General features: G+C 32.7%; 11 protein-coding genes and 2 tRNA genes. 3 read left to right on the forward strand and 10 right to left on the reverse strand.

Annotated features, from left to right (window positions below; all coding sequences use genetic code 11):
* Positions 1 to 3 precede the first annotated feature (3 nt).
* The 5 genes from AC3Y25_RS02000 to AC3Y25_RS02020 all read right to left on the reverse strand — a co-directional run bounded on the left by AC3Y25_RS02000 (position 4) and on the right by AC3Y25_RS02020 (position 3,541).
* Entirely contained in the window at positions 4 to 987 is a 984-nt protein-coding gene (locus AC3Y25_RS02000; RefSeq protein ID WP_489901572.1) for a hypothetical protein, read from the reverse strand.
* A 277-nt stretch (positions 988 to 1,264) separates the two neighbouring features.
* Positions 1,265 to 1,351: transfer RNA gene (locus AC3Y25_RS02005), tRNA-Ser, on the reverse strand.
* Between the two features lie 7 nt (positions 1,352 to 1,358).
* The gene (locus AC3Y25_RS02010) at positions 1,359 to 2,363 is read right to left on the reverse strand and encodes a virulence RhuM family protein (protein ID WP_379794909.1); all 1,005 of its coding nucleotides are present in this window, start codon (positions 2,361 to 2,363) and stop codon (positions 1,359 to 1,361) included.
* 160 nt (positions 2,364 to 2,523) lie between these two features.
* Positions 2,524 to 2,610: transfer RNA gene (locus tag AC3Y25_RS02015), tRNA-Ser, on the reverse strand.
* 61 nt (positions 2,611 to 2,671) lie between these two features.
* On the reverse strand, positions 2,672 to 3,541 hold the full coding sequence (locus AC3Y25_RS02020) for a LysR substrate-binding domain-containing protein (RefSeq protein WP_095929681.1): 870 nt from the start codon (positions 3,539 to 3,541) through the stop codon (positions 2,672 to 2,674).
* Between the two features lie 90 nt (positions 3,542 to 3,631).
* Here AC3Y25_RS02020 and AC3Y25_RS02025 point away from each other — a divergent pair, with 90 nt between their 5' ends.
* The gene (locus tag AC3Y25_RS02025) at positions 3,632 to 4,873 is read left to right on the forward strand and encodes an MFS transporter (RefSeq protein WP_489901573.1); all 1,242 of its coding nucleotides are present in this window, start codon (positions 3,632 to 3,634) and stop codon (positions 4,871 to 4,873) included.
* A 178-nt stretch (positions 4,874 to 5,051) separates the two neighbouring features.
* On the opposite strand, the gene AC3Y25_RS02030 is transcribed toward AC3Y25_RS02025, so the two are convergent.
* The 5 genes from AC3Y25_RS02030 to AC3Y25_RS02050 all read right to left on the reverse strand — a co-directional run bounded on the left by AC3Y25_RS02030 (position 5,052) and on the right by AC3Y25_RS02050 (position 11,113).
* Entirely contained in the window at positions 5,052 to 6,080 is a 1,029-nt protein-coding gene (locus AC3Y25_RS02030) for an asparaginase (RefSeq protein ID WP_489901574.1), read from the reverse strand.
* Positions 6,070 to 7,206 carry a 1-acyl-sn-glycerol-3-phosphate acyltransferase gene (locus AC3Y25_RS02035; protein WP_095929678.1) on the reverse strand — a complete coding sequence of 379 codons (1,137 nt, stop codon included), beginning with the start codon at positions 7,204 to 7,206 and terminating at the stop codon, positions 6,070 to 6,072. The genes AC3Y25_RS02030 and AC3Y25_RS02035 overlap by 11 nt, the downstream gene beginning before the upstream one ends.
* A 63-nt stretch (positions 7,207 to 7,269) precedes the next feature.
* Entirely contained in the window at positions 7,270 to 8,049 is a 780-nt protein-coding gene (locus tag AC3Y25_RS02040) for a TatD family hydrolase (RefSeq protein WP_489901575.1), read from the reverse strand.
* Between the two features lie 314 nt (positions 8,050 to 8,363).
* Positions 8,364 to 10,010, reverse strand: coding sequence for a S41 family peptidase (locus AC3Y25_RS02045; RefSeq protein ID WP_489901576.1), 1,647 nt, complete (start codon positions 10,008 to 10,010; stop codon positions 8,364 to 8,366).
* Positions 10,011 to 10,141: 131 nt separating this feature from the next.
* Positions 10,142 to 11,113: a CDC27 family protein gene (locus AC3Y25_RS02050; RefSeq protein ID WP_427871678.1), complete on the reverse strand. Its 972-nt coding sequence runs from the start codon at positions 11,111 to 11,113 to the stop codon at positions 10,142 to 10,144.
* 255 nt (positions 11,114 to 11,368) lie between these two features.
* On the opposite strand from AC3Y25_RS02050, the gene AC3Y25_RS02055 reads away from it, so the two are divergent.
* Positions 11,369 to 11,806: a retropepsin-like aspartic protease gene (locus AC3Y25_RS02055; RefSeq protein WP_095929782.1), complete on the forward strand. Its 438-nt coding sequence runs from the start codon at positions 11,369 to 11,371 to the stop codon at positions 11,804 to 11,806.
* Between the two features lie 53 nt (positions 11,807 to 11,859).
* A complete protein-coding gene (locus AC3Y25_RS02060) occupies positions 11,860 to 13,848 on the forward strand; it encodes a T9SS type A sorting domain-containing protein (protein ID WP_489901577.1) in 1,989 nt (662 codons plus the stop codon).
* Positions 13,849 to 13,908: the final 60 nt, after the last annotated feature.

Raw genomic sequence — 13,908 nt, forward strand, 5'->3', positions numbered from 1 at the left:
CTTTTATACTTCTCTTACCGTTGGTTGTTGTTCTAATAGTCCATCTAAGATCGTATCGCAGTAAGATTTTAGCTGTTCAAAGTTTGGAACTCCAAAACTACTTATTTCGATTCTGTCTTTCAGATATATCCTCGGCATTATATCACCTGCACCGTCCATTTCAAATGTCGCTCTTTTTTTGCTAGTTGCATTTTGTAAAACAACTTTTTTGTTATCGAAATTATTAAGTGTAATTCCATTAAATGCCTTAGCAACAAATGGAGGGACTAATGTTTCTAATAATGAAAATCTAACATTCCCCCTAACTGGAGTAACTTTGACCTCAATTTTATAACTTTCATTTAGTGATCTAAAGCTTGCTGAATCTTCAATTTGATTTGAAAGCATAGTTTCAGAAAATTTCAATTCTTTAATTTTGGCTCCACTTTTAAATTCATCTCTAATGCTTTGCGGAATAAAAGGATCATAATCAGGCATGTTATAATCCGGAACGTGTTTAAATATATCATTAAACAAAAAATTAAAAAATTCGAATCTAATGCTATCTTGCTGATAAATTTGAAACATAATATACCCATTACTACTATTTAAAGGAGTATAGATGTAAAAAAAATATTTATCGTTAATAACATTTCCATCTAAAGAATTACCTTCAGTTTTATTCGTCAATGTTCTTCTTGTTTTCCCTTCCCCTAGCGGTCCTCCTTCTAAAACTCCATACATAATTGTATTTTCTGATTGAAAATTTGTTTCACCATTACCATTTATTAAAGTAAACGCCTTGTTTCTAACTATTTTATAGTCTGTATCTAAAGCTGTAATAAAATAATTAAAAAAAGTAGTAAATAAATCCTCATTTGAAATTTCTGGAGGGCTTGAAGTTTTCCTTAAAAACAAATCACGGAAAGTGTTTGTTCCCGAATAACTTCTTCTAGGGTTTAAATTAAATCTAAAAACTTCTAATCTTACATTTTCTGGTTTGTTCATGTTATTTTTATTTTGCTTAATTATGATTTTGTGTTAATAAAAATCTCTAAAAAGAGTTTTTCTAGCTATAAATTGAATTACAAGAAAAATCATCTTAGAGACATCAATTATATAATAATTATAACAAATTTCATTATGGTTTTCCGTAACTACTCAAAATAACTTCAACATTAACAGCAATATAAAAACATTTAACAAAAGTAAACTAGGTATTTACACCTGTTTTAAAACAAAAAATCCCGCAATTTCAAATATTGAAATTGCGGGATTTTTTCAGCAGAGAGGAAGGGATTCGAACCCTCGATACAGTTACCCATATACAAACTTTCCAGGCTTGCTCCGTCAACCACTCGAAAATCTCTTCTAAATTATTAGTTAGATTTCTTTGTAAGTTTATCTTCCAATTGTTTCAACTCTTCTAAATCCTGTTCATCTGCCTTTTGGGCATCAAGTTGTTTACGCTGCTTATTAAATTCTTCATAAATCGCATCAACTTTTTCTTCCATTTGTAAATGCGTCACTTTTCCTTTATGAGTTAAAACTTCTTTGTCATTAAACTCTATAATTCGATCAACATTTGTTTTCCAAAAATTCATTGTAATATCTTGTGCATTCTTTGCTCGTAATTCTGCCGTTTCAAGAAACACTACTACAAATCGATTTAGCAAATCAATCTCATCACTAGTAAGATAATTTTTTGCTATATAAATATCCTGTTTTCGCACAATACCACCTTTCCAACTTGTAAGTGCCATATTTGGAACATCTGCATTGGCACGAGAAACAATTAATTCTGCGGCTGTTTTTCCTGTAATAGCGTAAAGCAATTTATTTTGCGTATCTGCAAAAAACATTTGAGTAGCTTTGTCTGTAGCATCATAATCGCTACTCAAAGCAAAAAGATCTCGAACTTTTTGATAGAATCTTTTTTCAGAAGCACGAATATCCCTAATTCGTTCGAGTAATTCATCAAAATAATCTGTTCTTCCGCTTGGGTTTTTAAGACGTTCGTCATCCATTACAAACCCCTTAATCATATATTCTTGCAGATTTTGATTTGCCCATTGTCTAAACTGTGTACCTCTTATACTTCGCACTCTAAAACCAATTGCCAAAATCATAGGTAAAGAATAAAATACAACATTATATTTTTTGCCATCAGAGGCAGTTGTCAAGTAATCCTTGACAACTGAATTTTCATCTAACTCGTTCTCTTTTAAGATATTTAGAATATGCAGACTAATATTTTGCTTAGAGGTGTCAAAAAGTTCTGCCAATTGGTTTTGGCTCATCCAAACATCACCATCTTTTGCAAAAAGAGCTACATTAGATTTTCCATCAACGGTGTTATAAAAAATAAATTCCTGCTTTTCCATCTTAAAAGGACGTTTAATATGAGTTGCAAAAAAACAATTGTACTACCAATTAATCCTATTCTAGTTAATCTAAATGTACATTGCGCAATTCTAGAAAGTTAATAAAAAAACCTCGAAATATACATTTCGAGGTTTGGTATTATTTTTAATTAAAAACTCGCAGAAAGGAAGGGATTCGAACCCTCGATACAGTTACCCATATACTAGCTTTCCAGGCTAGCTCCTTAAACCACTCGGACACCTTTCTAATTTGGTCTGCAAATAACACAAAAAAAACTGACTTTACAAAGGTAAAATCCAAGTTCCTTTTAAATGCTTTTTTTAAATTCTTCCATAAATAGTTTTACGGCTTTTTTCTGGTAACCTCCCATTGTCAACATGTAGGAATCTCTCTTTGTAGAAACTCCTGTAATTTGAATTGCTTGTAGGCTATCCCAATCTTTTAGAGCCATTTCGGCAACAATTGTGGCCCAATCGCTATTTTCGACCATTTGCAATAATGCGTGAATAGACTGGAGCTCTATCGAAATTTTAGGTTTCATATTAAACTTTTTAAACAATTCTTCGACATATTCTCGCGAATTGGATCCTTTCCCTGGCAATATCAGCGGAATATCCTCTATTTTCTTAAAAGCAATTTTGTCCAAATTGGCTAAAGCATGATTTTTAGAAACCACCATAACCATATTTGAAGTAAATAATGGCACTTTCTGAATCGGCATTTCAATTTCGTGTGACGAAATAACGAATACCAAATCCAATTCGTTGTCAATTAACTTCTGTTCTAAAACCTCGGTAGTTCCATATTCGACAATAATTTTGAGATTTTGGTATTTTTTAGCAAATGCATTAACCACAGGCAAGATCAATAATCCAAAAATATACGTCACGCCAATACGTAATTCGCCGCCAATCATTTCGTTTAAATCCTCAATGGCCTGTTTTCCGTTTTCTACATTCTCTACTACTTTTTTAGCATGAATTAAAAAAACCGAACCTGCTTCTGTCAATTGCACTTTTTTGCCGATACGCTTAAACAAAGGCAAACCAAGTTCTTCTTCGAGTTTTTTAATTTGTTGCGAAAGTCCCGATTGCGTTACAAAACACAATTCTGCCGCTTTGGTAAAGTGCAAAACCTCAGCTGTTTTGATAAAATATTGCAGTTGATAAATTTCCATATTGATAAGTTTTACTACTTATTATCAGTAAAATTATTAATTTTTCTAATGCTATCATAATCCCGACCTTTGTATTAAATATTTAGAGTTATGTTTAAAGCCTTAAAATCAAAAAATTTCAAATTATTTTTCTACGGTCAATCGGTATCCGTTATCGGAACCTGGTTGCAAAAAACAGCAGTAAGCTGGATGGTTTACAGCATTACAGGATCTGTTTTTTTATTAGGTTTGGCAACTTTCTTAAGTATGATTCCGTCTTTGTTTCTGGCACCTTTAGCAGGAAGCATTATTGGGCGTTATGACAGACATCGAGCGATGATGGTATTGCAATCTTTGGCAATGCTTCAAGCTGGAGCTTTGGCTCTGCTTATTTATCTTAAAATTTACAATATCAATTTTATACTTGCGCTAAGTCTTATTCAGGGAATTATCAATGCTTTTGATATGACGTGCCGTCAAACCATGATGATTGATATTGTAGACAATAAAGAAGATCTCCCGAATGCTGTAGCGCTAAACTCTACCATGAATAATTTTGCTCGTATTGCAGGTCCTGCTCTTGCTGGAATTATCTTGCATCAATATGGAGAAGATATCTGTTTTATTGGAAATTTCGTGAGTTATGTTCCTGTCTTGATTTCGCTAATGCTGATGAAAATCACACCGCATATTAAAGCCGAAAATAAGCTGAATATGCTAGATGATTTAGTAGAAGGTTTAGATTATGTAAAAAAAGAAACCGAAATGGCCAGAATGCTTTTAATGCTTACCTGCAGCAGTTTATTCGTCATTTCTTTTAATACTTTGATGCCGGTTTTCGCCAAAGATATTTTTAACGGAAATGCCGAAACTTTCAGCTGGTTTGAAAGCGCTGCCGGAATTGGGTCTGTTTTGTCTGCAATTTATTTGGCCAATCTAAAATCTGCTGAAAACATGAACAAATTGATGATCTCGGCAAGTTTACTTCTTGGTTTTAGCGTAATTATTCTAGCCCTTTCAAGCAGTATTACAATTGCATTGATCTGTATGACTTTAAGCGGAATTGGAATGATGGGACAAACTTCTTCTATCAACATTTACATTCAGACTCATAGTACTGTCAATATGCGCTCAAGAAGCATTAGCTACTACATGATGGCTTATCAAGGAATGATTCCTGTGGGAAGTTTAATTATTGGATATGTTTCTCACTTTTTAGGTGTAAGAGCTACAGTCGCTGTTCAGGGAATTATCTGTCTTATTTCTGTAATTGTTTATTTGTATTACAAAAAACATAAAGCAATCGAAGATTTGGAAACTTGTCCGGTTGAGTATCGAAATTCCAAGTTTTAAGTTTTAAATTCCAAAAAAGAAATTCCAAATTCCAATTTTTCCAAACGTTAGAGAATTAATAAACTACTTTGGTCAGCTTTGTCAAAGTTTAAAACTTTGACAAAGCTCTTTATCGTAAATGATTGGAATTTGGAATTTAAAACTTGATATTTCCTTTAAAAAATATTGGAATTTTACTTTAAGATATCTCCCCGCGAAGTGCGGTTTCAAAAATATCTTTAAACTCGTTTTGAGGAATATTATGACCAAGCAAATACATCAATTTAGTAATTGCCGCTTCTGTCGTGATGTCTTTTCCTGAGATCACTCCAAGCGATTTTAAAGCTGTACTGGTTTCGTATTGTCCCATGTTTACACTTCCGCCCGAGCATTGTGTTACATTTACGATATGCATTCCAGATTTGATTGCTTTTTCTATTAGGTTTAAAAACCAATCTTCTGTTGGAGCATTTCCTGAACCGTAAGTTTCTAAAATAATTCCTCTTAAACCTTGAGTTGCAAGGATTGAAGCTAGAACAATTTCGCTCATTCCTGGGAACATTTTAATGATTGCAACGTGATTATCCAAATTTTTATGAACGATCAGCTTTGCATCTTTATTTATTGGAAGAAATAAATGCTTGTTTAATTTTAAATGAACACCAGATTCTACTAATTCAGGATAATTTGGCGCCGTAAAAGCTCTAAAATGTTCTGCGTTTACTTTAGAAGTTCTATTTCCGCGGTATAATTTGTATTCAAAATACAAACATACTTCTGTAATAACTGGTTTCCCGTTTTCTTGAAGAGAAGCAATCTGAATCGCTGTAATCAAATTTTCTTTTGCATCAGTACGCAAATCACCAATTGGCAATTGCGAACCTGTAAACACAACTGGTTTGGCCAAATTCTCGAGCATAAAGCTTAATGCCGAAGCCGAATACGACATGGTATCTGAGCCGTGAAGCACTACAAATCCGTCGTAAGTATTGTAATTTTCCTCGATAATGGTGGCAATTCTTGTCCACATTTCGGGATTCATATTAGAAGAATCAATTGGATGTTCAAACGAAATTGATTCGATTTCGCAGTCCAATTGTTTAATTTCTGGAATTTTCTGAATTAATTTACCAAAATTGAAGGCTTTAAGCGCTCCCGTTTCAAAATCTTTGCTCATACCGATAGTTCCTCCGGTATAAACCAATAATATTTTTGCTTTAGATGACATCTTGGTATTTCAATTTATTGACAACAGGGTTAGCATACATAGCCAAGAATCCTTGTCTTGTCACAGGATTATCGCTTCCGATTCTCATTTCTAAACGACGCTCAAAAAGCTGTTTTTCGCTTTCTTTATACTTGTGAGCAAACTTGTCTGTTTCGTTTAAAATATCGTAAGCAATAAAGTTTGTTGGCCATAATTGGTAATTTTTCAAAATAACATCATCAATCGTTTGTGCCAAAGCTTGAACTTGCTTGTTTGCATTATCGTTTTCAGCCACAATCTGATCGATTTCTGTATCCAGAACATCGCCAACAGAAATATGTATTCTTTTTTTAGTTCCCATGATACCACTCAAAATGGTCATGAAATCTTCGTTTTTGTCTTTTACGTAAACTTCGTTATTTGCTTCTGCCATTAATTGCGGCATTTTCAAAACATCAGTCGGATCGTATTCATAAGAAATAGAAACTGGAACAATTTTTAATTTCTTAAAATAATCCATTAAGTTTTCTTCGTCAGAACCCATTCCAATCATTTTTAAAACTCCTGGATTGGTTTCGTCATTTCCATCTTTTGTTCTTCCTTCTCTTTGGGCAATCCAAACCGAACGATTTTCGCGAAGCAGTAATTGTCCCATATATTCAGACAACAGCTTTGAACTTTGCAGCATTTCACGAGGCGTTAATCCTCTTAAAACTAAAAAGTTTCTATTTAATTTTGCTAAAGTTGCCAAGAACGCTTTCTTTACTAAATTATCTCCAATTGCCGAAGCAGTCATTACTAAACCATGTTCGAATAAACAAACATTTAATAATGTTGTATCCAAAAGAATGTCTCTATGATTCGAGATAAACAGATAAGAAGTATTAGGTTCCAGTTTTTCAAAACCTGAAGTTGTAAGACCTTCAGAGCTTTTTTCTAAAACTTTCTGGATTGTGTTGTAAATAAAGTTGCATTGAAAATCACGAATAGAATGTGTTTTCTTTAATTGTTCCTTCCAAACCTCATCTTCTACGTCCGGAAAAGTAAAGTTCATCATGGTTTTCATCATAGGATGATTTACTACACCATGAAGTGCTTCATTTATTTCGGAATCATAAAACGGTCGAATGGCATCAAATCTCTGCATTATTTATTTGGGTTTAAGTGGGCAAAAGAACAAAAAAAAAATTAAAGTTTTGTAAGGTACAGGTTAAATCCCAAAAACGTCTTTGGAATTCTGGGTTGTAACTGCTGCAATTTCTTCTGTAGAAACTCCATATACATCGCTTAATTTAGCAATAACGTTGACCAAATAACTGCTTTCGTTTCTTTTTCCTCTAAACGGAATTGGTGCTAAATATGGAGAATCTGTCTCCAAAACGATGTGTTTCAAATCTATTTGATTTAAAAACTGATCGATTTTTCCGTTCTTAAAAGTAACAACGCCGCCAATTCCTAATTTCATTTTGTAGGAAATCGCACGTTCTGCTTGTTCTAAAGTTCCGGAAAAACAATGAAAAATCCCAAATAAATCTTCAGATTTTTCTTCTTCCAACACTTCAAAGATTTCATCAAAAGCTTCTCTGCAATGAATTACAATAGGTAATTTATATTGTTTTGCTAACTGAATTTGTCTTTTAAAAGCGATTTGCTGTTCTTTTAAATGGGTTTTATCCCAATACAAATCGATGCCGATTTCTCCAACAGCATAGAATTTTCTTTTAGATAATTCTGCTTCAACATGCGCTAATTCTTCCCGATAATTATCTTTCACGTAAGTAGGATGCAAACCCATCATTAGAAATACATTTTCGGGATAGTTTTTCTCCAAATCGTACATAGACTGTGTAGCGGCAGCATCAATTGCGGGAATAAAAAAACGGGTAATTCCGGCATCAATTGCGCGCTGAATCATTGCGTCACGATCCTGATCAAATTCTTCAGAATATAAATGCGTGTGGGTATCGGTAATAATGGGTGTTGAATTCAAGACTATAATTTTAAAGCGCCAAAATTACGACAATATTAAAAGAATAGCAATTTCGTAAATCGGACACGGATAAAACGGATTTCACTTTCGTGAAAACACAGATAAACACAGATTTTTTCTTTTTTATAAATGCCTGAAAATAAAAAAACCTTTGTCAAAGCTTGAAGCTTTAACAAAGGTCAGAATAATAATCACCTAATTTTTGTTATTCTGAAGAACAAAGGGCCTCACAAGAAGCGTCGAAAAGAAAACCCCCATTTTTTCTCTCGATCAGCTAGTGTGACCCCTCGTTCTTCAGTATGACAAACGAGGTTTTATTTTCCCGTTTCTATATATAGCAAAGCCCGTTCCAAAACTTCATCTTTGCCTTGTTGAATACCTAAAATTGTTGGTTTTATCTCAATATCGGGAACAATTCCTATACGTTGGGTTTCTCTTCCGTCTGGGTAGTAAACGCCAATACCAGAGAAATTAGTATGATAACCACTAAAATCAAATTCAAAAACATTTCCGTCTGCTCCGGCAGTCTGACTTCCAATAATTGTGGTATTTCCTGCTGTTTGAAAACACATCGCCGTCCATTCTGACTGGCTTATAGAATCTTCATTAAGCAATACAACAACTTTTCCTTTGTAATGGTCTTTATTTTCAAATCCCACTTTTCTTCCTTCTTCCCAAGTATACTTTCCTGGATAATTTGAATATGGATAGGTATAAAGGCAAAATTCTTTTTCTTCAGAATTCAAAAAATTACCAATTCCTCCAAAAGTTCCATTTGGATAATTTCTCATATCAAAAACTATAGCTTTTGTCGATTTCAGAGCGTCAATCATATTAGGAACATTTTTGGGTTTAATAACTCCCATGTTTACGTAACCAATATTATTGTCCAAAAGTTTAAATTTATCTTTCTTTATCTGTGCTCCTTTTTTATACTCATTTCGATGCGAATCGTGATAGTTAAACCAAGTCATTGACTTTGTTTCGTATTTTCCATCTTTAAGGAATTCTACATTTACCTTTTCAGATTCGCTCACTAAAATTGTGCGCAGAACTTTATCCAGAAAAGCAACCTCGTTTGAAGCAGAAACAATATCTCTTTTCTCTTCAATAATTTCTCTAATGCTCTTATCGTTTATTTTAGTAATTACAGTTCCAATTTTAATATTGTCGACCTCTGCAAGACTATCTCCCAAAATCTCGGTAATTACTAATTTTTCATCTATTACTTTACCTGTTGCTGGAAAATAATAAAAACTCTTTTTTGCTGTTTCAGACGGGTAAATATGAAACTGGACATGAGTATCATTGAGTTTTGCAGCGGCTTTTCTCAATACTTTATAAAAATCTTCTGGTGTTTTGGATTCAACAACAGAAGGCAATAACTCATTTAAAGTTTTATCCCATTTCTGATCCATTATGTATTTGTATGGAAAATAATATTCTACCACATTCCAATACGCATAAAACATTAAAAGCTTTGAATTTTTATTAGTGTAATCAAGATTAAAATAGTTTTTTAAGTTTTTAAAACCGTCAAAACTTGGTCCAAATTCTTCATTACTTTGAAATCTATTTTCTTCGATAAATTTTAATTTTTTTGAGAGCCTTTTAGAAAACAATTTGTCATTGAACCAGCTTAAATCGAAGTTCTTATCAAAAAGTTTAACCTCTTTTGGAGTAATAATTGGAGCAATTTCTTTTACTGGTCCAAGATCATCGATCCAATTTTCTAAGATTAAAGACAACTCTTCTTTAGTTTGTGCTTTTTCTATTAATGGCAATTTCTCCAAAAGCTGATTATCCCAATTCAATTCTCCATTAGCCACTTTGGGATGATAATATTTTAAGAAACCCCATACTTTACAAGTCGCAGCTAATTTTTCAGTATCGGTAATTTTATTGAAACTAAAAATGGTTTGCGAACAAATAAAAAGAAACAACAGGATAACTTTTTTCATTTTGGTTTTAATGGTTAGGTTAAATTGATTTTGGGCTATTCGTTAAAAAAGAAAATCGAATTTAGAACTAAAATTCCAAATTCGATTGAGGTTTCCCGTAAAGAGATAAAATTTTTCTTAATAATTTAATTTTACTCCAATTCTTCAAGTAATTGTTCTACATCATCATAGCCTTCATAGTCTTGCGAAATGGTCTGTAAAATGGCTTTGCATTCGTTATATTTTCCTTGTTTTAGCTTAGATAAAGCCAGATTCCACTTTGCTTTTTCTTTGTAAACAGAATTTCCGGCTTCCAATTCTTTAAAAATGGTTTCTGCTTTTACGTATTTGCTTACCTGCAACAATGAAACAGCATAAAAATATTTTATTTCATCTGAATTGTTTTCCTTCAAAATACTTTCAAAAATCGGAATCGCGGTTTCATATCTTTTTCCGTTAAAATTATTTTCTGCTTGTTTTAAAATGGCTTCAGAAACGCCTCTTTCTGTAAAATAGGCACTTTCTGGATGGTTATAATCTTCAAAATTAGGATAATGTCTATAATCAAAGAAAAACAATCCGAACATTACAATTATAGAAATTGCTACGGCAAAATACCAAGGTTTAAGCGACGCTGTTTTATGTTTCTTTTTATTGAAATATTTATCTGAAATTTTAGTCAGGTTTCCTTCAAAAGCAACTCTATCCTCTTCTATTTCCTGTTTATTTTCGTTTCCGTAACGCTTTTGTTCTTCTTCAAATTTTTCTGTTTGAGCAATCAATTCGTGAGCAGATTCATTAACAGATACCACGTTTTCATAAATTGTTACATCTTTATGGGCAGAATTTTTGAGTTCGTTTAGCCATCGTCTTTTACAAAGCAAGAAAAAATAGGCATCAAATGGACATGTTAAGTGAAGTTTTCTCGCTTTCGCCTGATTAAAAAGCAAAACCATGATTTCGTGAACCACATCCTGCGCTTGATCTTTGTCTCCAGAATTATTGGTTATAAACTGGACCACTTTGGGCGCAAACTTTTTATATATCATTTCAATTACTACCGAGTCATTTGCAGCAAGTCCGTCGATATATTTTTGATCCGGATGAATTGTATTTAGATCCATAAAAAAGCATTTTATAGCTAATTTAAAAAAAAGAATCCTAAAAATCTTAAAAAACAAAAGGTAACCACATTATAATCAACTGCATATAATCAAAAAAAAACTTAAAAAAAGCTTTAAAAATTTAAAAGGATAAAAATAGGAAACAAACCTTACGTATATTTTGAAACTCCAACAAGCCTTCCAATTATATCTTTTGCATATCATTAGTTTTTTGGGTTTAATTGCTTTATTTTTGAGTTTCAATCAATACTAGGAATGGAAAATCTTCACGAAATTCTCAAAATAGAGAAGTACAAAAAAATAAAGTTTAAAATAACCAAAACACAGCATTTGCTAATTAAAGCTAAAATTAATGGCTATTCTGGAAATTTTATTTTAGATACAGGCGCATCAAATACTTGCGTAGGTTTTGAGTCTATTGAACGTTTTGAACTTGCTGCAAAAAATTCTAAAACAAAAGCTTCTGGAGCTGGAGGAACCGGAATGGCAACACAGATTTCATCTCAAAATAAACTGCAATTGGGCAGCTGGAAAAGTAAAGATTTTAGCATTGTCATTTTTGATCTTTCACATGTAAACGAAGCATTAGAATCGTACAAAGCAAAACCTGTTCACGGTATTATCGGTGCCGATGTTTTATTGCAAGGAAAAGCAATTATTGACTATTTTAACCATTATTTGTATTTAAAATAAGACAATCCCTTTTTTTGATATATTTGTTGAGCTATTTTAACAAATATATCTGTATGAAAAAAACTCTACTCTGTTTTCTTTTTTTATTGCCTACTTTAATTTTTGCTCAGATTAGCAAACTTGAAACCTGCCAAAATTATCCTTTATTTGATTTGACTACTAAAAGTGCGGAACTAATTGGAAATTTAAATCCATTGCAGACAACCGTCAGCTATCATCTAAGTCTGGAAGATGCTAATAATAATGTAAATGCAATACCTGATCCTGTCAGGTATTCTTCTTATAATCCTCGCACTATATATGCCAGAATAAATAATAATGGCACTATTAGCATTAACTATTTTGAGTTAAGTTTCTATCCGTCTTTTGAAGTTCAATATCTCACAACTGCAATAACTTGTGATCAACCAAAATCACAAATTATGATAGTGGGGCCAGGAGGCAATACCACTTATTATTATTCTCTTGATTATGGAGAAACTTACAAGCCAACAAGTTTCTTCTATTTAGATCCTGGAAACTATACAGTTCTGATTAGAGACAGTAAAAATTGTGCACCTCTCAATAATCCTTTACACATACAAGTAGGTAGCTATACTCCATTGATTGCAAATGCAACTGTTACAGAAGGTGTTAGTTGTGGCGATAAAGATCTTGTTACAATCACAGGAACTGGAGGGGCATCTTTTTATACTTATTCTTTTGATGGAAAAAATTACTCCGCCTCAAATGTATCAAGCGAATTAAAAGCGGGAACTCATACTGTATACATAAAAGATCAAGTTGGATGTATTGCTTCAACAAACGTTACAGTCAATCAATATAAATCTACTTTATCTTCAATGGCTGCGATAACCAATACTACTTGTAATAACAAAGGTTCAATTAAAATTGTTACCGAAGGCGGAAAACTGCCATACCAGTATTCTATAAATGGTGCTCCTTATATAACTAATCAAACATCTAACTTTACTTTAAATAACTTAGAACCAGGCGCTTATTCCATAACAACAAAAGATGATGCAAACTGTACATTTACACAAAACATTCTTATAAAACAATATAACCCAATATCTCTTGATTTAACAGCCAAAAATGTATCCTGTACATCAGCAGCAGACGGATCAATTGAAGCAAATGCAACTGGCGGTGTTTTTCCCTACAAATTCCAACTTAGAAACGCCATTGGAACTCAACTAACAGACCCGCAATCGTCTAATATTTTTAAATATCTAGGAGTGGGAGATTACACTGTTGATGTTATTGATGCCGTAAACTGCAGTATAAGATCATCAATAATACATATAAGTGAGCCTGATCCAATAATTGTAAGTGTAAATATTGAAAATCAGACCATAACTGTAAATGCAGTTGGAGGAACTGGAAAATATCTTTATTCTTTAGATCCTTTCGAACGTGTGGCTAATAATGTCTTTACAAATGTAAGTTTTGGAAATCATGAAATTTATGTTATCGATGAAAATGGCTGTTACACCATGCTATACATAACGGTTAATCCGCCAGCGCCTTTAATAGATGGTAAAAAAGAAATGGTTTTAGAGTTTAAATCTGGGCAAACTTTAGGTGATCTTGTTATTAATGGTCAAAACATTAAATGGTACAGTAGACCAGGAACTTCTCCAACCGGAAAAACAAGTAAAGTTGCCATAGAACCTTCTTTACCATTGTCTACGGTTTTGGTTGATGGTGTAACTTATTATGCTTCTCAAACTATAAACGGAATTGAAAGTAAGGAACGTCTTGCTGTAACAGCCAAACTAAATGGTTCGCTTTCTAATCCAGATTTTGACTTGACCAGTTTTCAGTTTTACCCAAATCCTGTAAAACATATTTTATCAGTCAAAAACAGATCAGTTATTGAAGACATTCAAATTTTCTCTGTTTCGGGACAATCTGTTTTTGCAAAAAAATTAAATAGTACAGAAGCTCAAATAGATTTATCTCATCTTGCTTCTGGTCTGTACATTTTAAATATAAAGTCTGACGGAAAAGAAAAAGCTGTGAAATTTATTAAAGAATAAAACTTCACCACACATAAAAAAGCCTTCATAATTTAAATATGAAGGCTTTTTTACTTTAAA

The sequence above is a fragment of the Flavobacterium sp. LK-23 genome (genome assembly GCF_058135255.1).